At 56.3% G+C, this 18505-nt stretch carries 20 protein-coding genes; 12 read left to right on the forward strand and 8 right to left on the reverse strand.

Annotation, left to right across the window (positions count from 1 at the left end; all coding sequences use genetic code 11):
- Position 1 precedes the first annotated feature (1 nt).
- The 5 genes from E0L16_RS02690 to E0L16_RS02710 form a co-directional block, all read right to left on the reverse strand.
- Positions 2-958, reverse strand: coding sequence for a carbamate kinase family protein (locus E0L16_RS02690; protein ID WP_131636272.1), 957 nt, complete (start codon positions 956-958; stop codon positions 2-4).
- Positions 955-2505: a xanthine permease gene (locus tag E0L16_RS02695; protein ID WP_131636273.1), complete on the reverse strand. Its 1551-nt coding sequence runs from the start codon at positions 2503-2505 to the stop codon at positions 955-957. The genes E0L16_RS02690 and E0L16_RS02695 overlap by 4 nt, the downstream gene beginning before the upstream one ends.
- 11 nt (positions 2506-2516) lie before the next feature.
- On the reverse strand, positions 2517-3932 hold the full coding sequence (locus E0L16_RS02700) for a YlbE family protein (protein ID WP_207388498.1): 1416 nt from the start codon (positions 3930-3932) through the stop codon (positions 2517-2519).
- Positions 3932-5473, reverse strand: a complete 1542-nt coding sequence (gene fdrA / locus E0L16_RS02705; RefSeq protein ID WP_131636274.1) for an acyl-CoA synthetase FdrA — start codon at positions 5471-5473, stop codon at positions 3932-3934. Before fdrA ends, E0L16_RS02700 begins: the two co-directional genes overlap by 1 nt.
- 106 nt (positions 5474-5579) lie before the next feature.
- Entirely contained in the window at positions 5580-6185 is a 606-nt protein-coding gene (locus tag E0L16_RS02710; RefSeq protein ID WP_131636275.1) for an ankyrin repeat domain-containing protein, read from the reverse strand.
- Between the two features lie 320 nt (positions 6186-6505).
- On the opposite strand from E0L16_RS02710, the gene E0L16_RS02715 reads away from it, so the two are divergent.
- The gene (locus tag E0L16_RS02715; protein WP_063869462.1) at positions 6506-7435 is read left to right on the forward strand and encodes a LysR substrate-binding domain-containing protein; all 930 of its coding nucleotides are present in this window, start codon (positions 6506-6508) and stop codon (positions 7433-7435) included.
- Here the strand turns inward: E0L16_RS02715 and E0L16_RS02720 are convergent.
- A complete protein-coding gene (locus tag E0L16_RS02720) occupies positions 7432-7590 on the reverse strand; it encodes a YqaE/Pmp3 family membrane protein (protein ID WP_003862203.1) in 159 nt (52 codons plus the stop codon). The two genes, E0L16_RS02715 and E0L16_RS02720, sit on opposite strands and share 4 nt — an antisense overlap.
- Positions 7591-7768: 178 nt before the next feature.
- Here E0L16_RS02720 and E0L16_RS02725 point away from each other — a divergent pair, with 178 nt between their 5' ends.
- Together E0L16_RS02725 and E0L16_RS02730 are read left to right on the forward strand one after the other, a co-directional pair.
- On the forward strand, positions 7769-8287 hold the full coding sequence (locus tag E0L16_RS02725; RefSeq protein WP_131636276.1) for a rhodanese family protein: 519 nt from the start codon (positions 7769-7771) through the stop codon (positions 8285-8287).
- Positions 8288-8369: 82 nt separating this feature from the next.
- Positions 8370-8549 carry a YodC family protein gene (locus E0L16_RS02730; RefSeq protein WP_131636277.1) on the forward strand — a complete coding sequence of 60 codons (180 nt, stop codon included), beginning with the start codon at positions 8370-8372 and terminating at the stop codon, positions 8547-8549.
- Between the two features lie 37 nt (positions 8550-8586).
- Here the strand turns inward: E0L16_RS02730 and stpA are convergent, their stop codons facing one another.
- Positions 8587-8991 (reverse strand): DNA-binding protein StpA, encoded by a 405-nt coding sequence (gene stpA, locus E0L16_RS02735; RefSeq protein WP_063869457.1) that lies wholly within the window; start codon positions 8989-8991, stop codon positions 8587-8589.
- A 496-nt stretch (positions 8992-9487) separates the two neighbouring features.
- On the opposite strand from stpA, the gene alaE reads away from it, so the two are divergent.
- Positions 9488-9937 carry an L-alanine exporter AlaE gene (alaE, locus tag E0L16_RS02740; RefSeq protein ID WP_063869455.1) on the forward strand — a complete coding sequence of 150 codons (450 nt, stop codon included), beginning with the start codon at positions 9488-9490 and terminating at the stop codon, positions 9935-9937.
- 32 nt (positions 9938-9969) lie between these two features.
- Here alaE and E0L16_RS02745 read toward each other — a convergent pair whose 3' ends face one another.
- Entirely contained in the window at positions 9970-10314 is a 345-nt protein-coding gene (locus E0L16_RS02745; protein ID WP_006811693.1) for a DUF2002 family protein, read from the reverse strand.
- A gap of 158 nt (positions 10315-10472) precedes the next feature.
- Between E0L16_RS02745 and E0L16_RS02750 the strand changes: the two genes are divergently transcribed.
- From E0L16_RS02750 to proX, 8 genes are all read left to right on the forward strand, one after another.
- Positions 10473-10799 carry an ElaB/YgaM/YqjD family protein gene (locus E0L16_RS02750; protein WP_063869453.1) on the forward strand — a complete coding sequence of 109 codons (327 nt, stop codon included), beginning with the start codon at positions 10473-10475 and terminating at the stop codon, positions 10797-10799.
- A 243-nt stretch (positions 10800-11042) separates the two neighbouring features.
- Positions 11043-11282 (forward strand): glutaredoxin-like protein NrdH, encoded by a 240-nt coding sequence (gene nrdH, locus E0L16_RS02755; protein ID WP_063451831.1) that lies wholly within the window; start codon positions 11043-11045, stop codon positions 11280-11282.
- A complete protein-coding gene (nrdI, locus tag E0L16_RS02760) occupies positions 11279-11689 on the forward strand; it encodes a class Ib ribonucleoside-diphosphate reductase assembly flavoprotein NrdI (protein ID WP_131636278.1) in 411 nt (136 codons plus the stop codon). Before nrdH ends, nrdI begins: the two co-directional genes overlap by 4 nt.
- Positions 11662-13806, forward strand: coding sequence for a class 1b ribonucleoside-diphosphate reductase subunit alpha (nrdE, locus tag E0L16_RS02765; RefSeq protein ID WP_131636279.1), 2145 nt, complete (start codon positions 11662-11664; stop codon positions 13804-13806). The genes nrdI and nrdE overlap by 28 nt, the downstream gene beginning before the upstream one ends.
- A 9-nt stretch (positions 13807-13815) precedes the next feature.
- A complete protein-coding gene (gene nrdF, locus E0L16_RS02770; RefSeq protein ID WP_131636280.1) occupies positions 13816-14775 on the forward strand; it encodes a class 1b ribonucleoside-diphosphate reductase subunit beta in 960 nt (319 codons plus the stop codon).
- Between the two features lie 333 nt (positions 14776-15108).
- Complete coding sequence (gene proV, locus E0L16_RS02775) at positions 15109-16311, forward strand: glycine betaine/L-proline ABC transporter ATP-binding protein ProV (protein WP_063869443.1); 1203 nt, start codon at positions 15109-15111, stop codon at positions 16309-16311.
- The gene (gene proW, locus E0L16_RS02780; RefSeq protein ID WP_063869441.1) at positions 16304-17368 is read left to right on the forward strand and encodes a glycine betaine/L-proline ABC transporter permease ProW; all 1065 of its coding nucleotides are present in this window, start codon (positions 16304-16306) and stop codon (positions 17366-17368) included. Before proV ends, proW begins: the two co-directional genes overlap by 8 nt.
- A 9-nt stretch (positions 17369-17377) precedes the next feature.
- Positions 17378-18373, forward strand: coding sequence for a glycine betaine/L-proline ABC transporter substrate-binding protein ProX (gene proX / locus E0L16_RS02785; protein WP_063869439.1), 996 nt, complete (start codon positions 17378-17380; stop codon positions 18371-18373).
- The last annotated feature ends 132 nt before the right edge of the window (positions 18374-18505 follow it).

An 18505-nucleotide genomic window follows, 5' to 3' on the forward strand; every position in this document is an offset into this window, starting at 1 on the left:
CTTATCTTCCTTCATTAACAATGTGGGTACCCGTTTCACCGCGCAGCGCCGCGGGCAGGCAGTCCGGCGAGGTGATGATCACGCGCCTGCCGCCGTGGCGTAAAAACGCCAGCGAGGCGACGATTTTGGGCAGCATGCTGCCCGCCGGGAAGTGGCCTTCGTTCATGTAGCGCGTCATCTGCGCCACGCTGACGGTGTCCAGCGCCTGCTGGTCTGGCTTGCCGAAGTTAACGCAGACATTCTCCACGCCGGTGGTTATCACCAGCACGTCGGCGCAAATCTCACGGGCCAGCAGCGCGGTGGAGAGATCTTTATCAATCACCGCATCGACGCTCTGATAGTCCCCATGCTCGCTGCGCACCACGGGAATGCCTCCGCCGCCCGCGCCGATGACCACAAAACCCTTCTGCGTTAGCGCCTTAATCGCATCCGCCTCGACGATGCGCAGCGGCTGGGGTGAGGCCACCACGCGGCGATAGCCCCGGCCTGAATCCTCGACAAAATGCCAGTCCGGGTGCGCGAGCTGTAGCTCGTCGCGCTGCGCCTCGCTGAAGAACGCGCCGATCGGTTTTGTCGGGTGCGTAAAGCCGGGATCGTTTTTATCCACCTCCACCTGGGTAACGACCGTGACCGCCTTCTGCTCGCCGCGCGCCGCCAGGCGGTTGTTGAGCGCCTGCTGGATGAGGTAGCCGATACCGCCCTGGGTATCCGCCACGCAGTTTGCCAGCGGGGTCAGCGGCAGCCCTTCCCGCTCGTGGGCGATCTCGGCGCGGCGCAGATCCAGCCCCACCTGCGGACCGTTGCCGTGGGTGAGGACGATGTCATAGTCGGAGGCCAGCATTTCGAGCACCGACTCGGCCACCGCTTTGACCGCCTGCGCCTGATGTTCAACCGACTGGCTGGCGTTGTCTTTGATGATGCTGTTGCCGCCGATGGCGACGACCATAAGCTCTTTCATACGTTTTCCTTCGCAACGGTAACTTCAGCGCTCGCAGCTTCACGGCTGTCGAGGAAATGCTTCACCACAAACATCCCGCCCATCATCAGGTAGGCCGTGACGAACATCAGGGAACTGCCCTCGGCAAAGCCCACAACCGGCGCGTGGATCACGCCAAACAGCGCCAGCAGCGCCCCACCTGCGGCGGCGACGGCTCCGCGCAGCGGTTTGTTGATGATGGCGAAGATAGCGATACAGCCCCAGAGCATGCTGGCGAGCGGCGCGCCGTTGCCGAGGTGCATCAGCCCCTCGTAGTAAATCCCTTTGCTGTGCAGCACGTCGGTGCCAATTTTCGCCGCGCTGGTTCCCGCCGCGCTCATCACGCTGTTCATCATGGTCAGCGCCCAGTTAGCGATCCACGGGAACAGGCAGATAAAGATGACGGGCACCTCCACTTTCGGCGTTTCCCGCACCACCTGGTTGGCGGTGACGACGCCGATAAACACCAGAATCGGCACGATAGCGGTCATCGGTATGATGGCGAGCATAAACGCCCCCAGCCCGAACAGCGGCACGATAAACATGGTTACGCCGGACGCCAGCGTGTAGCCGATGCTCGCCCCCATCGCCTTCCAGCCGGGATGGCCCACGTAGACCGTGACCGGGAACGGGTTGCCCATCAGGCAGCCGAGCATGGAAGCCAGGCCGTTCGCCAGCATTACCTTGCGGGTCGGGTACTCATCCCCCGCCGCGTGGGCGCTTTCGATGTTCTCCAGGTCAAAGATGTAGTTCGCCAGCCCCAGCGGCACGGCGGACGCCAGATACGGCAGCGCGTGCGGCAGGCCCTGCATAAAGCTGTCCACGTGAACCTCCGGCGGGTTAAAGCCGAAGGAGGACATAGACGCCTTGATGGCATCCGGGCTTTGCAGTCCGGAAATCCACGCTAATGCCGTTCCGGCAATCAGCAGCAGCAGGCCGGTCGGGATTTTGGCGAAAATCGGCTTTTTACCGAACCAGTTAATGAAGATCAGCAGCAGGACGATGAACGACACGGTGGGCGCTTCGAACGCCTGCAACATCGGGTTCATCGCCAGCAGCAGCAGGCCAAGACCGGACAGGCACGACAGCAGCACGGTACGCGGGATCATCTTGCGGATGGTCTCACCCAGGAACGAGCCGCCCGCGAGGATCATCGCTTCCACGAAGCACCACACCAGGCCAATCTGAATCGCGAAATCCGCATCCCCGGTTTGCTGATAAACCGGCATCAGCACCAGGAAGGTCACGGTAAAAATCGAGGGTGCGCTCGGGCCGGACGGCAGCGCGGTGACGTCCGTACGTCCGGTGGCGCGCGCCATTTGCAGGCCAAACCATGTGTAGCATAAGCTCGCTACCAGCACCGCCAGCCCGAAGGCCGGCGCGATGCGTCCATAAACAATCTCCTTCGGGATGCCGACGACAAAAATGAGCAACCCCATCATGGTCAGCAAATTAGTCAGGTTGTTGGTCATCAACCCGAAATAGGCCGCCCAGTCACCTCTTTTCCACTCCAGTTTCATGTTTTTCATGGATGCATGCCTTATAGAACGTAGCGATCGCGGAAGGTCAACAGCGCCTTTTCAAAACAGCTAAACGGCGGGTGAACGATGCCCGCCCCAATCATGCCGATGCCCGCGTCCTTGTGGGCTATGGCGGTATTGATCACCGGCAGAATGCCGCTGCCCGCCACTCTGGTGATGTCGATGGCGGTTGGAATGCCCATAAACGACAGCAGCGGAATGGTGACGTTCGGATTCTCGCCGAGGGTGATTTCGCGCATCTGGCGGGAGAAGTCGATGGCTTCCTCCACCGTGCCACCCACCAGCGCAACGATGGCCGGCGCCGTCGCCATCGCAAAGCCGCCGATGCCGTAGGTTTCGGTGATGGCGCTATCGCCAATGTCCAGTCCGGAGTCTTCCGGCTTATAGCCTGCGAACATCGGGCCAATCACCTGCTGCGCCGGACCGGTAAACCACTGCCCCGGCAGGCCGGAAACGCGCAGGCCGAACTCGTAGCCGTTGCGCGCCATGGTCGTCACGACGGTGCTGTACTCAATGCCGTGAGCGGCATCCAGCGCGGCTTTACACATCGCCATCCACGTCGGGCCGGAGAAGTAGTCGCTGCTGGCGACAAACTCAAACACCTCGCGCTGCTGCTCCACCGGGTAGCCCGCCTGAATCAGCCCCGGCGTCAGGGCCTGGATCAGCAGCGTGGTGCCCGCGTTGTTGCGGTTGTGGCACTCGTCGCCCATGTGCAGCGCCTGGGCCAGCATCAGGCGCAGGTCGATTTCGCCGATGATGTTTATCGCGTCGCGCAGCATCGGGCCGAGCACGTCGCGCATCCAGTTCAGGCGGTCGATCACGCTCTGGTCGTTAGCCCCCATGCGCAGGATCTTCGCCATCTGCTCGCTGAGGTTGGTGAACGCCCGGTTGCCGTAGGTTTTGTTCTCAACGATGTGCATAAACATCGACGCGGAGGTGACGCCCGCCATGGAGCCCACGCAGTCGTGCTCGTGGCACGGCGAGAAGGTGATGTCGCCTGAAGCCGCCAGCCTTGCCGCGTCCTCCAGATCCGTCGCCAGCCCTTCAAACACCAGCGCACCGGTAACCGCGCCCTTCATCGCCCCGCACATGTTTTCCCAGGCGACGGGTGGACCAGCATGCAGAATGGTGGTGCGGGTCATGCCCGGCACCACGTTAATCGCCTGGTCATAGCCCACCAGCACCGGATGGGACTGGATGATGCGCTCAAGGGCAATGTGGTTCGCGGCGGCGATCTTCTCCGCCAGCGGTTTCTCTGCCAGCTGGTCGAGCGCCTCCACCACCTGCATATTGCCCTGCCCCGGCGGCGTCCAGTCGAGCTGGGTCACGGGAACGTGCTGCTTTTTGAGGTCGTCGCTGAACATAGCAATGCCGACGTTAATGACGTTAAGCGGCTGGTTGAATAAAGTGGTCATTATGCTTTCTCCCCTTTGCAGACAAATTCGCGTGCCAGTAATCCGGTGTTGGTGCTGCTGCTGGCCCAGATGACGCCTGCATCGGTAAGCCGCTGGCACTGCTGCGCCAGCGACTGCGGATCCTGGTCGGTGCCGAGCACGTAGCCGAGGATCTCCAGCGGACGGTTATCGGCTTTCGCAATGGCCTGTGCCTCTTTGATCGCCTCGATCATCACCCCCACCGGATCCTCGTGTGCGCCAAAGCCGAGCACGAAGTCCATCACGATGACGCCCACCTGCGGATCGCGCGCCTCCTGTAGCAGGCGGCTGATGCGGTTAGTCGGGTCAATCATTGGGTGCGGTTTGCCGTTAGTGAAGTCGTCGTCACCGAAGTCAAGGAAGGTGTGGGCCTGGCTGACGCTGATGTCCTTCAGGCGCTTAGCCGGATCGGGCTGGATATTGCTCCAGACATCGTCGAATTTCGCAAGCGCGGCGAACATCGCCTCATCGCACAGGGTGCCGCCGCAGAACAGGCCGCGAATGTACTTCTGCTGCGGCGTCAGGCGGGCGCGCACCTCTTCAATCAGCGGCCAGTTGAGCGGATGTAAATCCAGCGACTCTTTTTTAACGCCGGTAAGCAATACCGCTTTCAGTGCCGCCTCTTTGGTGCCACGGGCAAACTGCAAGCCGTCTTCATCGGCGGGTGGGTCGTTGCGGCCAAGGAAACAGACGACCACGGGCTTGCGGCAGGCGCGCGCGCGGGCCAGCACTTTCCCGGCAACCGCGGGTGCAGGCGGCTTGGAGATGAGCGCAATCACCTGGGTGCCCTCATCCGCCTCAAGCATGTCGATGGCGTCGAGCATCATCAGGCCGCCGATTTTCTCGCTGAGATCGCGCCCGCCGGTGCCGATCAGCTGCGACACGCCGCCGCCGAACTCGTGAATGCGTACGCTCAGCTCCTGGCTGCCGGTGCCGGAGGCGCCCACAATCCCAATCGTCCCGCGACGGACCGCGTTGGCGAAGCACAGCCTCGCACCGTTGATGATGGCGGTCCCGCAGTCTGGCCCCATCATCAGCAGCCCTTTCTCATGCGCCAGCTGCTTCAGCGCCAGCTCGTCGTCGAGCGACACGTTATCGGAGAACAGCATCACGTTAAGATCGTTTTCCAGCGCCTGACGCGCTTCGCGGGCGGCAAAGGTGCCGTTGACGGAAATCACCGCCAGGTTGCTGTCCGGGCGATGGGTTTTGGCGCTGGCAATCGTCGCGTAGCGTGCTTCGTGGCCGCCGCTGCTCGCTTTGCGGGTAAATAAGGCTTCTATTTCCGCCAGCGTTTCATCATTCGCCGCGTCGCCTTTAATCACGATCATCAGGTCGCCATTTTTAGCTTCTGCTAATTCCGGCGTGAGCAGCCCGAGATTTTTCAGAACGCCTTTATTCATTTCCGTCGCCATCGCCACAAATGCCTGTTCGACGCCCGGCAGTTTATTGGCTTTGGTGGAGACCGACATTAAGGAAACCGAATCGAAATACGTGTTCTTTTTTATGACGATTTTGGTTGGCATTATTTTCACCTGTTTAAGATAAAAGGGGGCCGCCGTCGTGCTAATAGCACGTCGGTAACAATGCGTTTTTGATTAATGGCCAGCCGGAACAGGCTGGCCAATTGCGCTATGCGCCTGCCGCCAGCAGCAGGTCTGCTATCGCGTTGAAGCCTTTTTCCCGCGCCAGTTCGAGCGGGGTTTTGCCGTATTTATCGGTCATGTACGGATTCGCGCCGTGATCCAGCAGCAGCTTCACAATTTCCTGCTGCTTTGCGCCGCCGTCGTTTAACACGATGGCTTCCAGCAGCGGCGTCCAGCCGACAAAATTGGTGTGGTTGACGTTAATATCGGTTTTTTCCAGCAGCTCGCGCACGATTTCAACGTGCCCTTTTTCACTGGCAGGGGTTATACCCACGCCGCCAAAACGCGTCAGACGGTCGAGATCCGGATCCGCCGGAAGAACAATGCGCAACAGGGTTAAATCATTCGTCAGGCAGCTAATCAGGAAGGGGTTAAAGCAGGTCTGGTCCTGTTTATCAATATCCGCCCCAGCGGCAATTAAAAATTCCACGCAGGCGTAATGCTTTTTCAGGCTGGCAATAATAATGGCGGTTCTTTTCTGGCGGTTGGTCGCGTTAATATCCACGCCTTTCTTCAGGCAGGCTTTTAGCGCATCGATATTGCCCTCTTCTGCCGCCAGCAGAAATTCTGTAACCAGTGCAGTTGCAGACATATTAAGACTCCCTATGTGTCACTTCTGATGACCTGAGAATAGCAACAGGCTGTTCATAAAAGAATCCGCTTAAAAATGATTCATCGACACGCAATTCATTGTTGAGTTAAATTCAACGGTCAGGCAAAAACGTGCGTCTGTGCAACCTTTTTCTTATGTTTTACCGCGTTCAGGCACCTCAGGCTGCATTATCCTTATGGCTGAAAAAGCCTTACATGACGCGGCCCTGCGTAAAAAGCCAGAACTGTGACCGGCATCAAATTTGATGTAACGTCGTTGTTAAAATATGTTCAAAACTGATGGTCACCCGGAGCCATAATATGAATTCCATCTTTACCGAAGAGAATTTGCTGGCCTTCACCACCGCGGCGCGTTTTGGCAGTTTTAGCAAAGCTGCTGCCGAGCTGGGCGTGACCACCTCCGCCATCAGCTACACCATTAAACGCATGGAGACCGGGCTGGACGTGGTGCTGTTTGTACGCAACACGCGCAGCATTGAGCTGACCGAATCCGGCTTTTACTTTTATCGTAAAGCGACCGACCTGCTGAATGACTTTCACGCCATCAAGCGCGGGATTGATACCATTTCGCAGGGCATTGAGACGCGGGTGCGCATCTGCATTAATCAGCTTTTGTATACGCCACGCCATACCGCGCGTTTGCTCCAGGTGTTGAAAAAACAGTTTCCCACCTGCCAGATCACGGTGACGACCGAGGTGTACAACGGCGTCTGGGATTCCATCATTAATAATCAGGCCAACATTGCCATTGGCGCGCCGGATACGCTGCTGGACGGCGGCGGCATCGATTACACCGAAATAGGCGCAATCCGCTGGGTATTTGCCATCGCCCCGACGCATCCGCTGGCGTTCGCCCCTGAGCCCATTTCTGAAAGTCAGCTGCGTCTGTATCCCAATATCATGGTCGAGGACACTGCGCACACCATCAACAAGAAGGTCGGCTGGCTGCTTCATGGCCAGGAGGCGATTCTGGTACCGGACTTCAACACCAAATGTCAGTGTCAGATCCTGGGGGAAGGTATTGGATTTTTACCGGAGTATATGACGCGGGAGGCGGTAGAGGACGGGCTGCTGGTGACGCGGCGGATCAATAATCCGCGCCAGGACTCGCGCATGCTGCTCGCCACGCAGCATGCGGCGACCGGTCAGGTCACGCGCTGGATCAAACAGCAGTTTGGCCCCGAGGGCGCGCTGACCCGGATCTACAGTGACTTACTGTGGCGTATTTAGCTTTTCGTCTGAACCCAAAACGCGTGGATAAGGCCCGGGAAGTAACCCAGGATGGTCAGAAGAATATTCAGGATAAACGCCCAGCCCAGTCCCTTGCCAAGCAGCACGCCCAGCGGCGGGAGAATAATCGTAAAAACAACACGCCAAAAACCCATAAAAACTCCGTGCAAGCTAACCAATTGAAAAGTATAAAAGACACAACTCTAAGCGTAGCCAGTTTACGGGTAACTGCCATTCGGCACTCGCGCTTTTACCTGCCTTTACCCTCTTTACACTGGCTTAAACCTTGCCTTAAATGCTCTACTGTTCTGAAAATGACCGTAAGGAAACACAATGTCCCTTCCCCTTATTACGCCCCGGCAGGCAAGCACGATGATTGCAGAGGGCGCTAAACTCATCGATATTCGCGACGCCGACGAATTTGCCCGCGAGCATATTCCGGCGGCGCACTCCATCCCGCTGGATTCGTTACCCGGCGGGCTAAACCCAGCACCGGGAGAAACGGTGATTTTCCACTGTCAGTCCGGCGCGCGAACCTCAAACAATGCCGCTCGTCTTGCCCGGGCAGCCTCCCCTGCAAACGCCTTTGTGGTTGAGGGGGGTATTCAGGGCTGGAAGCAGTCCGGGCTGCTGACCGTTGAAGACAGATCGCAACCCCTTCCGCTGATGCGTCAGGTGCAGATCGCCGCCGGGCTGCTGATCCTCTGCGGTGTGGTGCTGGGTTACAGCGTCTCCAGCGCCTTTTTCCTGCTGAGCGGTTTTGTGGGCGCCGGGCTGCTGTTTGCCGGTGTGACGGGTTTTTGCGGCATGGCGCGACTGCTGAAAGTGATGCCGTGGAACCGGCGTACCTGATAAGGGGTATTTGCAAGATTAGACTGTACCCCGCCCCAGGACGTGGGCTATGGTGAAGATCATAACAACGTAAGGAGGTGCTATGTTTTCTGTCGGCGATTATGTTCAACCGCGTCAGGGCGGTCCGAAACTGAAAGTACTCGAAGTGAATGGTGAAAATATTGTGGCCGTACAGGCCAGCAATGAGCAGGGCGAGAATTATAACCTGAAAGCGGCGGACGTGGTTCTGTACTCCGAAGAAGGTGACTTTGGCGTCTGCTGAGTCAATAACCGGGCGGAATACACCGCCCGAATTATCATCAGATCAGAAAATCGTCCAGAGATTTACCGTTTGCCAGCGCGTTCGCAATGGGCTTTGGCGTACGTCCCTGACCGGTCCACGTTTTCTCTTCACCGTTCGCATCGATGAAACGATATTTCGCCGCACGCGCTTTACGTTTTTTAGCCGGCTGGCCCGCATGAGCCAGTTCACCGCCTAACAGATCGCTCGGGGAAATACCGTCAGCCTTCATCAGTTCCAGCAGAGCATTAATTTTTTCCTGCTGCTCAGCGCGTTGACGCTCTAATTCAGCCTGCTCGCTGCGTTTTTCTTCCGTGACCATCCGGACTTTTTCCAGCATTTCTTCCAGAACATCCATGGATAATTCACGCGCCAGCGCCCGGAGCGTACGGATATTATTAAGATTCTGTAACGTTAAAGCCATAATAATGAGAAACCTTTCTTCGTGTGTATAACATAAATCAGGCAACAGAATAATTGATTTTTGTTCTGATATCTACCCACCCTGTCGTTTTGACATTATTGTAAATGTTTTAGAATATCCCGTTAATATAACCCGGAATTATCCGTCAGTTATAATGCGTAATATACCGTCCTGCATCTGGTCAAAAACGCCTGTTTAAAACCGTTCAAAAAACCGTCCTTAAACGCTCGTACAACAAACGTTTCACGCGTGCTCAGATAAGCTAATGGATTGATTTCTTTTAACAAAAACGTTGATGGGAAAGAAAATAACGAAGCGCGCAAAAAACAGACGGCTTTAGAGAATTTTATGGACAAAGCGCCACTAAATAAAGATTAATCACTACTTGTTAGTTAAAAGCCAGAGAGATACGCTATACACTCAAAACAAACCAACCTAAAGCACTAAACGCCGCAGGTAAAACGCCACTTTTTTGTCCTGTTCGAGGAGTTCAGACATGTTCTCACCGCAGTCTCGCCTGCGCCATGCGGTAGCGGATACTTTCGCGATGGTCGTTTACTGTTCCGTCGTGAACATGCTGATTGAAATTTTTCTGTCGGGAATGTCCTTTGAGCAGTCCCTCTCGTCGCGCCTGGTGGCCATTCCGGTGAATATTATGATCGCCTGGCCGTACGGACTGTATCGCGATGCGGTGATGCGTTATGCCCGGCGTATTAGCCCGGCAGGTTGGGTAAAAAACCTGGCTGACGTTCTGGCCTATGTAACGTTCCAGTCCCCGGTGTATGTGGTTATTTTGCTGACGGTGGGCGCAGACTGGCATCAAATTGCCGCCGCGGTAAGTTCGAATATCGTGGTATCAATGCTGATGGGTGCGGTGTACGGTTACTTTCTGGACTACTGCCGTCGCCTGTTTAAAGTCAGCCCCTATAGCCAGGCCAAAGCGTAAGGTGAGGCGACTGGCACATGCCAGTCGCAGAGTTATTGTACGTCGCCAAACAGCCCTTTCAGGAACCGCTCCAGCGCCATACGCGAGCTGAAACCGTGCGGAATACCATAATGTTCATGCGTCTCGCCGCCTAAATAGAGCGGAAATTGCTGATAATGATCGCAGGTTTTAATATCCGAGGCGGGCTCAGCAAATGACAGGCTTCTGTCTTTCAGTGTCGGGTGAATAATGAGAGCAGTACGCCCCATTCTTGCTTCACGGTTAACGTAAACATAATTCTCGCCACGGCGATATCCGTACGCTTTTGATGTTACCTCATCCATGGTGAACCCTTCTTTTTCAAGAACGCGCGCCACCTCATCGGGTCGTAAATACATATCTCTTCCTCATTATCATACCTGCCGGGCAACCTTACAGTATTCAGCATTAGCAGGGCTTTCAGAATATTCCATAAACTGCCCGATAACCCGTGACTGGCTTCAGATATTAAATTTCTGAACTAAACTAAACGGGAACACAAATTATGGAGGATCGTATGTTTAACAGACCGAACCGAAACGATATTAACGACGACACCCAGGATATTCGTAATGATGTCAGCCAATTAGCGGATACGCTGGAAGCGGTGCTGAAATCCTGGGGCTCTGATGCGAAGGATGAAACAGATGCCGCGAAACGTAAGGCTCAGTCTCTGCTGCGTGAAACGCGCGCAAGGATGAATGGCCGCTCACGTACCACCCAGGCGGCCTGCGACATGGCCAGCTGCGCCACCACCTTCGTACGTGAAAAACCGCTGTGTACGCTGGGAACGGTGGCGGCGGTCGGCATTTTTGTCGGCGCCCTGCTTAGCCTGCGTAAGTAAGCGCGAGTTCTTAGCCCCGGTTGCCCCTGGCGCCGGGGCTTTTCTTTGCCGGAAAGCCTGAAGAACATGCACAGCCCGCCCTGCCCCGCCGGGCTCATCATTAGGGCCTTATTAATCCAAATTTCCCATATCTTGTGTGGTTGAAACTTAACGCAACTACATCTAGTATTCCTTTTAGACAGACACACACAACATGACGCGTTTACTCGCGCCGTTCTCTCATTCTAAATGGAAATACGAATCATGAGCATTATTATTTACACTCGTAACGATTGTGTTCAGTGCCACGCCACGAAACGGGCGATGGAGAGCCGCGGCGTGGCTTTTGAGATGGTCAATCTTGATCAGGTGCCCGACGCGGCTGACATCCTGCGGGCGCAGGGTTTTCGTCAGCTTCCGGTGGTGGTTGCCGGTGATACCAGCTGGTCTGGCTTTCGCCCGGATATGATCAACCGTCTTGCCGCTCAGGCCGTCAGTGCATGAGCAGGCTGGTCTACTTTTCCAGCAGCTCGGAAAACACGCTTCGGTTTATGGAGCGCCTCGGGCTGCCTGCGATACGCATCCCGCTGAACGAGCGGGAGCGTATTCAGGTAGACGAACCTTACATACTGGTGGTGCCGAGCTATGGCGGCGGTGGCACCGCGGGGGCCGTTCCCCGTCAGGTGATCCGCTTTCTGAACAATCCCCATAACCGACAGCTGATTCGCGGCGTGATTGCGGCGGGCAATCGTAATTTCGGCGAGGCCTTTGCCCGCGCCGGGGATGTCATCTCTCAAAAATGCGGCGTGCCGTATCTCTATCGTTTTGAACTGATGGGGACACAGCAGGACGTAGAGAACGTGCGTAAAGGAGTGAACGAATTTTGGCAACGACAACCGCAGAACGCGTGATTCAGGCGACGCCGGATTACCACGCATTAAACGCAATGCTTAACCTCTACGACCGCGAGGGGCGCATTCAGCTTGATAAAGATCGTGAGGCGGTGGACGCCTTTTTTGCCGCCCACGTACGCCCGAACAGCGTTACCTTTGGCAGCCAGCGGGAACGTCTCGACTATCTGGTAAAAGAGGGATATTACGAAGAGCGCGTCCTGACCCGCTACGATCGCGCCTTCGTGGAGGCATTGTTTGCACGTGCGCACGCCAGCGGTTTTCGCTTCCAGACGTTTCTTGGCGCATGGAAGTATTACACCAGCTACACCCTGAAAACCTTCGACGGCAAACGCTATTTAGAAAGCTTTGAAGATCGGGTCGTCATGGTGGCCCTGACGCTGGCGCAGGGCGATGAAGCTCTGGCCGAAAGGCTGACGGAGGAGATCCTCTCAGGCCGCTTCCAGCCTGCCACGCCAACCTTCCTTAACTGCGGCAAAGCCCAGCGCGGCGAGCTGGTCTCCTGCTTCCTGCTGCGTATTGAAGACAATATGGAGTCGATTGGCCGTGCGGTGAATTCGGCGCTACAGCTGTCGAAACGCGGCGGCGGCGTGGCGTTTCTGCTCTCAAACCTGCGGGAAGCGGGCGCGCCAATCAAACGCATCGAAAACCAGTCTTCCGGCGTCATCCCGGTGATGAAGATGCTGGAAGATGCCTTCTCCTACGCCAACCAGCTTGGCGCGCGTCAGGGCGCGGGGGCGGTTTACCTGCACGCGCACCACCCGGACATCCTGCGTTTTCTGGATACCAAACGTGAAAACGCCGACGAAAAAATCCGCATCAAAACCCTGTCGCTCGGTGTGGTTATCCCGGATATCACCTTTAAGCTGGCCAAAGAGAATGCCGACATGGCGCTGTTCTCGCCGTATGACGTTGAACGTGTCTACGGCAAAGCGTTTGGCGACGTGGCGATAAGCGAGCTTTATGACGAGCTGGTTGCAGACGATCGCATCCGCAAGAAGTACATCAACGCCCGCGATTTCTTCCAGACGCTTGCGGAAATTCAGTTTGAGTCCGGCTACCCGTACATCATGTACGAGGATACGGTTAACCGCGCCAGCCCGATTGCCGGGCGCATCAACATGAGCAACCTGTGCTCGGAGATTTTGCAGGTCAACAGCACCTCCACCTATGACGAAAACCTCGACTACGCGGACATCGGCAAAGATATCTCCTGTAACCTCGGGTCGCTGAATATTGCCCACACCATGGATTCGCCAGATTTTGGCCGCACGGTGGAAACCGCCGTTCGCGGGCTGACGGCGGTATCGGACATGAGCCACATCCGCAGCGTGCCGTCCATTGAGGCGGGCAACGCCGCGTCGCACGCCATCGGCCTGGGGCAGATGAACCTGCACGGCTACCTGGCGCGGGAAGGCATCGCCTACGGCAGCCCGGAAGGGCTGGATTTCACGAATCTCTATTTCTACACCATCACCTGGCATGCGCTGCATACCTCAATGATGCTGGCGCGCGAGCGCAGCCAGCGGTTCGCAGGCTTTGAGCAGTCGCGCTACGCCAGCGGGGAATATTTCAGCCAGTATCTGGAAGGCGACTGGCAGCCGAAAACCGAAAAAGTGCGCGCGCTGTTTGACCGCGCCGGCATTACCCTGCCGACGCGCGAGATGTGGCAGCAGCTGCGCGACGATGTGATGCGCTACGGCATCTATAACCAGAACCTTCAGGCGGTGCCGCCGACCGGCTCTATTTCCTATATCAATCACGCCACGTCGAGCATTCACCCGATCGTGTCGAAGATTGAAATCCGCAAGGAAGGCAAAACCGGACGCGTCTACTACCCTGCCCCGTTTATGACCAACGACAATCTGGCGCTCTATCAGGACGCCTATGAGATCGGGCCGGAGAAAATCATTGATACCTACGCCGAGGCGACAAAGCACGTGGATCAGGGGCTATCGCTGACGCTCTTCTTCCCGGATACCGCCACCACGCGGGATATCAATAAGGCGCAGATTTACGCCTGGAAGAAAGGCATCAAAACGCTGTACTACATTCGCCTGCGCCAGCTTGCGCTGGAAGGCACCGAAATCGAAGGCTGCGTGTCCTGCGCGCTGTAAGGAGAAAGGATGAAACTGTCACGCGTGAGTGCCGTTAACTGGAACAAGATTCAGGACGATAAAGACCTGGAGGTGTGGAACCGCCTGACCAGCAACTTCTGGCTGCCGGAAAAGGTGCCGCTTTCCAACGATATTCCGGCCTGGCAAACGCTCAGCCACGCCGGGCAGCAGCTGACAATCCGCGTCTTTACCGGCCTGACGCTGCTGGACACGATTCAGAATACCGTGGGTGCCCCCGCGCTGATGAGCGATGCGCTGACGCCGCACGAAGAGGCGGTGATGTCGAATATCAGCTTTATGGAGGCGGTCCATGCCCGCTCCTACAGCTCGATTTTCTCGACGCTCTGCCAGACCAGAGACGTGGACGCGGCCTACGCCTGGAGCGAAGAGAGCGCGTCATTGCAGCGGAAGGCGGAGCTGGTGCTGGAGTATTATCGCGCCGACGAGCCGCTGAAGAAGAAGATCGCCAGCGTGTTCCTGGAATCTTTTCTCTTCTATTCCGGCTTCTGGCTGCCCATGTACTGGTCGAGCCGGGGCAAGCTCACCAATACCGCCGATTTGATTCGCCTCATCATCAGGGATGAAGCGGTACACGGGTATTACATCGGCTATAAGTACCAGAAAGGGCTGGAAAAAGTCAGCACAGCGAAGCAGGAAGAGTTGAAGGGATTTGCGCTCGATTTGCTGATGGATCTGTACGACAACGAGCTGAGCTATACCGAAGAACTGTACGCCGGAACGGGCTGGGAAGAGGACGTAAAAGCGTTCCTCTGCTACAACGCCAATAAGGCGCTGATGAACCTGGGCTACGAGGCGCTTTTCCCGCCGGAGATGGCGGAGGTGAACCCGGCGATCCTCGCGGCGCTGTCGCCCAACGCGGATGAAAACCACGACTTCTTTTCCGGGTCCGGCTCATCGTACGTGATGGGTAAAGCGGTGGAGACGGAAGATGAGGACTGGGATTTTTAATGAGTGAATTAACGTTCGTTAATTAAATATAAAGTTCATTATTCCCGGCCGAATATTTCACTACGTACTACACTGTAATTTCCACGTCATATTCGCCTGAATCACACCGATTCAGGCGGAATTTCCCCATGCAGCAGCAAAAAATTGAGAAAAATTCAAACCGCCCTCAGCCCTTTATTCATGGGAAATTCAGCCGTTTCGCTTGTGGCAAAATTCCGACCTCATGCCCGCTCAGGGTTGTCTCAGATTCTGAGTATGTTAGGGTAATGCCAGTTAACTATTTACCATGGTAATCATATCGACATAAACAAATAACAGGACACTCTCTATTGCATGGCAATTAAATTAGAAGTGAAAAATCTTTATAAAGTATTTGGCGAGCACCCGCAGCGTGCTTTCAAATATATTGAGAAAGGCCTTTCGAAAGAGCAAATTCTGGAAAAAACAGGGCTATCGCTTGGCGTTAAAGACGCCAGTCTGGCCATTGAAGAAGGCGAGATTTTTGTCATCATGGGATTATCCGGTTCGGGTAAATCCACTATGGTTCGCCTTCTCAATCGCCTGATTGAACCCACCCGCGGACAGGTGCTGATTGACGGCGTGGATATCGCCAGAATCTCAGACGCAGAACTCCGCGAGGTGCGCAGAAAGAAAATTGCGATGGTGTTTCAGTCATTTGCGCTGATGCCGCACATGACGGTGCTCGATAATACCGCCTTCGGCATGGAGTTAGCCGGCACGCCCGCTCAGGAACGTCAGGAAAAAGCCCTGGATGCGCTGCGTCAGGTTGGGCTGGAAAATTACGCTCATGCCTACCCGGATGAGCTGTCAGGCGGCATGCGTCAGCGCGTGGGATTAGCCCGCGCATTAGCCATTAATCCAGATATTTTATTAATGGACGAAGCTTTCTCGGCGCTCGATCCCTTAATTCGTACCGAGATGCAGGATGAGCTGGTAAAATTACAGGCCAAACATCAGCGCACCATCGTGTTTATTTCTCACGATCTGGATGAAGCCATGCGTATTGGCGATCGAATTGCCATTATGCAAAATGGCGAGGTGGTGCAGGTCGGTACGCCGGATGAAATTCTCAATAATCCGGCAAATGATTATGTGCGCACCTTCTTCCGCGGCGTGGATATTAGCCACGTATTTAGCGCGAAAGATATTGCCCGCCGAACGCCAAACGGCATTATTCGAAAAACGCCAGGTTTCGGCCCGCGCTCCGCGCTGAAGCTGTTGCAGGATGAAGATCGTGAATACGGTTATCTGGTTGAACGCGGCAATAAATTTGTCGGCGTTGTCTCCATCGACTCTCTGAAAACCGCCCTGAGCGAAAACCAGGGAATCGATGCGGCGTTGATTGACGCTCCGCTTGCCGTGGACGCCGAAACGCCGCTCAGCGAGTTGCTCTCTCACGTGGGTCAGGCGCCTTGCGCCGTGCCGGTTGTCGGGGAAGAGCAACAGTACGTTGGCATCATCTCAAAACGGATGTTGCTACAGGCTTTAGATCGCGAGGGGGCAAACAATGGCTGATCAATCAAACCCATGGGGTACCACTGACGCTGCGGACAGCGCGGCGCAATCTGCCGATGCGTGGGGTTCCACGCCCGCACCTGCCGACGGCGGCGGCGCGGCGGACTGGCTCAACAGCGCACCTGCGCCTGCGCCAGAGCATTTCAATATTATGGATCCGTTCCACAAGACGCTGATCCCGCTGGACAGCTGGGTGACGGAGGGGATCGACTGGGTCGTTACCCACTTCCGCCCGGTGTTCCAGGGGATCCGCATCCCGGTGGATTACATCCTGAACGGTTTCCAGCAGCTGATGCTGGGCATGCCTGCGCCCGTGGCGATTATCCTGTTCTCGCTGATCGCGTGGCAGTTCGGTAGCGCGGGGATGGGCGTCGCCACGCTGATCTCTCTGATTGCCATCGGCGCGATTGGTGCGTGGTCTCAGGCGATGATTACCCTGGCGCTGGTGCTGACCGCCCTGCTCTTCTGCATTGTCATCGGGCTACCGATGGGGATCTGGCTGGCGCGCAGCCCGCGGGCCGCGAAAATTATTCGCCCGCTGCTGGATGCGATGCAGACCACGCCGGCGTTCGTTTACCTGGTGCCTATCGTCATGCTGTTCGGTATCGGTAACGTGCCGGGGGTAGTGGTGACCATAATCTTCGCCCTGCCGCCGATTATTCGCCTGACGATCCTGGGCATTAACCAGGTGCCTGCGGATCTGATTGAGGCCTCGCGCTCGTTCGGCGCCAGCCCGCGTCAGATGCTGTTCAAGGTTCAGCTTCCGCTGGCGATGCCGACCATTATGGCAGGCGTGAACCAGACCCTGATGCTGGCGCTGTCCATGGTGGTAATCGCCTCGATGATTGCCGTTGGCGGTTTAGGCCAGATGGTACTGCGTGGTATTGGCCGTCTTGATATGGGGCTGGCGACCGTCGGCGGCGTCGGGATTGTGATCCTTGCCATCATTCTTGACCGCCTGACCCAGGCTGTCGGTCGTGATTCACGCAGTCGCGGCAACCGTCGCTGGTACACCACCGGCCCTGTCGGGTTACTCACCCGCCCCTTCACAAAATAAGGAACAACGATGCGACATAACGTACTTTTTGCCACAGCGTTTGCGACCCTTGTCTCCACCAGCGCGTTTGCCGCTGACCTGCCGGGCAAAGGCATTACCGTGCAGCCGGTGCAAAGCACCATTTCGGAAGAGTCCTTCCAGACGCAGCTCGTCAGCCGCGCGCTGGAGAAGCTGGGCTATACCGTAAATACCGCCAGCGAAGTGGATTACAACGTGGGCTATACCTCGATTGCCTCCGGTGATGCCACCTTTACCGCCGTGAACTGGCAGCCATTGCACGACGATATGTTTGCTGCCGCAGGCGGTGACAAGAAATTCTACCGCGAAGGCACCTTCGTGACCGGCGCGGCACAGGGCTATCTGATCGACAAGAAAACCGCCGACCAGTATCACATCACCAATATTGAACAGCTGAAAGATCCGAAGATCGCCAGACTGTTCGACACCAACGGCGACGGCAAAGCGGACATGATGGGCTGTTCACCGGGCTGGGGCTGTGAAGCGGTGATCAACCACCAGAACAAAGCGTTCGATCTGGCGAAAACCGTCGACGTGAGTCACGGCAATTACTCCGCGATGATGGCCGACACCATCGCCCGCTTTAAAGAAGGCAAGCCGGTGATCTACTACACCTGGACGCCGTACTGGGTGAGCGACGTGCTGAAGCCGGGCAAAGACGTGGTGTGGTTGCAGGTGCCCTTCTCCTCCCTGCCGGGCGAGCAGAAAGATATCGACACCAAACTGCCGAACGGCATGAACTATGGCTTCCCGGTGAACACCATGCATATCGTGGCGAACAAAGCCTGGGCAGAGAAAAACCCGGCTGCGGCGAAATTGTTCTCGGTGATGAAGCTGCCGCTGGCGGACATCAACGCTCAGAACGCGATGATGCACGCGGGTAAATCGTCCGAAGCCGATATTAAAGGCCACGTGGATGGCTGGATCAAAGCCCACCAGCAGCAGTTTGATGGCTGGGTGAAAGAGGCGCTTGCGGCGCAGAAGTAAAAATACAACATAACCTTACCCCTCACCCTCTCCCCAAAGGGGAGAGGGCTGGGGTGAGGGGATTAACCGCACAAACACACACATAACAATCCCCCAACATTCTCAATCATTGGTTATTATGTTTCCGGAAAA

The sequence above is a fragment of the Enterobacter quasihormaechei genome, from assembly GCF_004331385.1.
GTDB classification, from domain to species: domain Bacteria; phylum Pseudomonadota; class Gammaproteobacteria; order Enterobacterales; family Enterobacteriaceae; genus Enterobacter; species Enterobacter quasihormaechei.

Excerpts from the sequence above, each read along its gene's own strand:
- E0L16_RS02690 (WP_131636272.1), bottom strand. The coding sequence starts at position 958 with ATGAAAGAGCTTATGGTCGTCGCCATCGGCGGCAACAGCATCATCAAA.
- E0L16_RS02695 (WP_131636273.1), bottom strand. The coding sequence starts at position 2,505 with ATGAAAAACATGAAACTGGAGTGGAAAAGAGGTGACTGGGCGGCCTAT.
- E0L16_RS02700 (WP_207388498.1), bottom strand. The coding sequence starts at position 3,932 with ATGACCACTTTATTCAACCAGCCGCTTAACGTCATTAACGTCGGCATT.
- fdrA (WP_131636274.1), bottom strand. The coding sequence starts at position 5,473 with ATGCCAACCAAAATCGTCATAAAAAAGAACACGTATTTCGATTCGGTT.
- E0L16_RS02710 (WP_131636275.1), bottom strand. The coding sequence starts at position 6,185 with ATGTCTGCAACTGCACTGGTTACAGAATTTCTGCTGGCGGCAGAAGAG.
- E0L16_RS02715 (WP_063869462.1), top strand. The coding sequence starts at position 6,506 with ATGAATTCCATCTTTACCGAAGAGAATTTGCTGGCCTTCACCACCGCG.
- E0L16_RS02720 (WP_003862203.1), bottom strand. The coding sequence starts at position 7,590 with ATGGGTTTTTGGCGTGTTGTTTTTACGATTATTCTCCCGCCGCTGGGC.
- E0L16_RS02725 (WP_131636276.1), top strand. The coding sequence starts at position 7,769 with ATGTCCCTTCCCCTTATTACGCCCCGGCAGGCAAGCACGATGATTGCA.
- E0L16_RS02730 (WP_131636277.1), top strand. The coding sequence starts at position 8,370 with ATGTTTTCTGTCGGCGATTATGTTCAACCGCGTCAGGGCGGTCCGAAA.
- stpA (WP_063869457.1), bottom strand. The coding sequence starts at position 8,991 with ATGGCTTTAACGTTACAGAATCTTAATAATATCCGTACGCTCCGGGCG.
- alaE (WP_063869455.1), top strand. The coding sequence starts at position 9,488 with ATGTTCTCACCGCAGTCTCGCCTGCGCCATGCGGTAGCGGATACTTTC.
- E0L16_RS02745 (WP_006811693.1), bottom strand. The coding sequence starts at position 10,314 with ATGTATTTACGACCCGATGAGGTGGCGCGCGTTCTTGAAAAAGAAGGG.
- E0L16_RS02750 (WP_063869453.1), top strand. The coding sequence starts at position 10,473 with ATGTTTAACAGACCGAACCGAAACGATATTAACGACGACACCCAGGAT.
- nrdH (WP_063451831.1), top strand. The coding sequence starts at position 11,043 with ATGAGCATTATTATTTACACTCGTAACGATTGTGTTCAGTGCCACGCC.
- nrdI (WP_131636278.1), top strand. The coding sequence starts at position 11,279 with ATGAGCAGGCTGGTCTACTTTTCCAGCAGCTCGGAAAACACGCTTCGG.
- nrdF (WP_131636280.1), top strand. The coding sequence starts at position 13,816 with ATGAAACTGTCACGCGTGAGTGCCGTTAACTGGAACAAGATTCAGGAC.
- proV (WP_063869443.1), top strand. The coding sequence starts at position 15,109 with ATGGCAATTAAATTAGAAGTGAAAAATCTTTATAAAGTATTTGGCGAG.
- proW (WP_063869441.1), top strand. The coding sequence starts at position 16,304 with ATGGCTGATCAATCAAACCCATGGGGTACCACTGACGCTGCGGACAGC.
- proX (WP_063869439.1), top strand. The coding sequence starts at position 17,378 with ATGCGACATAACGTACTTTTTGCCACAGCGTTTGCGACCCTTGTCTCC.